We start from the raw sequence: 2,361 nt of genomic DNA, 5'->3' as shown, positions 1-2,361 counted from the left end.
GGCGTGGTCAGGGCCAGCGGCGATCGGGCGGTCTTCGCGCCCTTGAACTGGGGCGTTTGCGGCCCTGAGACGGTTTCTAAGGTCTCCTGGGGCGTCGGCAGGGGGGCTGTTGTGTCCGTGGCCGCGGCCAGGCCCGCGTGTGCGCGCTCACTGGCAGACTCGATCGCGTCGTCGACCGCTACGGTGCCCCGATAGCCCTGGTCGCGCACGAAGGTATAGGCCGCTTCAAAGCTGACCCACTGGCGCACTCCACCCGGCGTGGTCTGGATCGGCTCAGCCGAGGACTCGGCCGAGGTCTGACCCACACGCACCCAGACCTCCCACCGCTCGCCCCGGCGTACGATGCCGATGGAGCGCACGGCGCCGGCGCGTAACAAGGCAGCGAAGGTCGTGGGGTCGAGTGACATGCAGGTTGGTCCGGGCTTTTGGCTTGAGGACTCAGAGTAACAAAAATCGCCCTATCCATGGCTCAACCGACCTGTCCGGAAGCCGCCGGGTGATCAGTCCCGGTATCGCCCCCGCCGCCCGCGCCAGGCTTGGCAGCGCATTCGCGGAAGATCCGCGCGGTGCAGGTCTGGCAGACCTGCGGGTCGAGCCGGGCGACGACGCTGGCGATGGCCTCGGTCTTGCCGGTGAACAGGTTCTCCCGCCCCATCACGTCGACATAGCCGCCGCGCTTGAGTGGCTCGCAGACCCCCGGCTTCAAGCGGATCAGATAGAGTCCACCCCCCTCGGCGCGACGCCGGGTGGCCTCTTGGACCAGAAATTCGGCGCCGGCCACGTCGATGAAGTTGATGCCGGTGGCGGAGATGATCAGATGGCGCTGCCCGGGACGGGCCTCTTCCAGTCGATGCAGGGTCTCGGCGACATAGTTGACCGCGCCGAAGAAGAGCGAGCCGTCGAGCCGCGCAATCTTGATCTGTGGGCATTCCGGCAGGCTCGGGTCGGTCACGAAGTCGCGCCCCGGGGTGCGTGGGTCCGGTACCCGGCTGATCAACTTGGGGCGCGACGTGCGGTTGAGATACAGCCCCAGCGACAGCAGCACCCCGGCCATGATGGCGAACTCCAATTGGAGGAAGAGGGTGCCGAAAAAGGTCACGGCCAGCACCGCGGTCTCGGAACGGCTGGTGCGCAGGATGTTGCGTACGGCGTGAAAATCGATCAGCCCCCAAGCCACCAGGAACAGGATCGCCGCCATGGCGGCGTTGGGCAGATAGGCAGCCAGCGGGGCGACCAGCACCACCACCCCGACCAGGAGCACACCGGCCGCCACCGCCGCCAGCGGTGTCTGGGCGCCGGCCTGAAAATTGAGTCCGCTGCGGTTGAATGAGCCGGTGGCGACATAGCCGGAGAAGAAGGCGCCGGCGAGGTTGGACAGTCCCTGGCCGATGAACTCCTGGTTGCCGTCGATGTGCTGATGCGCGCGGGCGGCCAGTGAGCGGGCGATGGAGACGGCCTCGGTCAGGGCAAACAGGGTCACCGCCAAGGCGGCCGGGGCGAGTTGCCGGATGGTCTCGAGTGAAAAGTCGGGCCTGGACAGCGGCGGCAACCCGGCCGGCAGCGCGCCCACGGTGCGGATGCCGGTCGTCCCCACCCCCAGCAGCTGATTGAGGGCATAGGCGATGAGGCTGCCGCCCACCATGGCCGCGATCATGTACGGGAACTTGGGGAAGAAATACCGCACCGCCAGTCCCAGTGCCAGGGTCGCCACACCCACCCCGGTGACGAAGGGATTGAGGTGCTCCACATTCAACAGCAGGGTCCCGACGACCTCGTGCAGGCCCAGTCCGCGGGCGATGTCCAGCCCGAAGAAATTCTTGACCTGGTTGCCGGCGATCAGGAAGGCGGCGCCCGCGGTGAAGCCGACCACCACCGAGTGCGAGATGAAGTTGACCAGGGTCCCCAGCCGTGCCAGCCCCATGGCCAGTTCCAGGATGCCGACCATGAGGGTCAGGGTGAGCGCCAGGCGCACATAATCGGCGCTGCCGGGTTCGGCGAAGACGCTGAGTGTGGAGAAGACCACAATGGACGCCGCCGTCGTCGGGCCCGAGACCAGGTGCCAGGATGACCCCCACAGGGCGGCGATCACCGCCGGGACCATTCCGGCGTAGAGTCCATATTCAGGCGGCATCCCGGCGATGGTCGCGAAGGCCACGCCCTGCGGCAGCACCACCACCGCGCCGGTCAGCCCCGCCATCAGGTCGAGACGCAGATTGTGCGGTGTGACCCGCCGCCACCATCGCAGAAAAGGCAACAGAATTAACAGCCAGGGCGGCAGGCCTGGGCCCTTGGGGCGATGGGCGGGGAGGGCGGCCGGGGCCGGGCGGGAAGACATCTGTGGTACCTGTTGGCGGGTCTGTC

2 protein-coding genes are annotated in these 2,361 nt (G+C 67.6%); both read right to left on the bottom strand.

The window, feature by feature from the left end:
- Positions 1-407, bottom strand: a 407-nt coding sequence (locus QZY44_RS06690) for a hypothetical protein (RefSeq protein WP_295443984.1), incomplete at its 3' end; no start/stop codon positions are given.
- A 62-nt stretch (positions 408-469) separates the two neighbouring features.
- The gene (locus QZY44_RS06685; RefSeq protein WP_295443987.1) at positions 470-2,335 is read right to left on the bottom strand and encodes a SulP family inorganic anion transporter; all 1,866 of its coding nucleotides are present in this window, start codon (positions 2,333-2,335) and stop codon (positions 470-472) included.
- Positions 2,336-2,361: the final 26 nt, after the last annotated feature.

It is taken from the genome of uncultured Thiodictyon sp. (genome assembly GCA_903837595.1).
Lineage (GTDB): Bacteria > Pseudomonadota > Gammaproteobacteria > Chromatiales > Chromatiaceae > Thiodictyon.
This window is presented reverse-complemented; position numbering and strand designations above follow the sequence as displayed.

Coding starts and splice junctions, on each gene's coding strand:
- QZY44_RS06685 (WP_295443987.1), bottom strand. CDS start 2,335: ATGTCTTCCCGCCCGGCCCCGGCCGCCCTCCCCGCCCATCGCCCCAAG.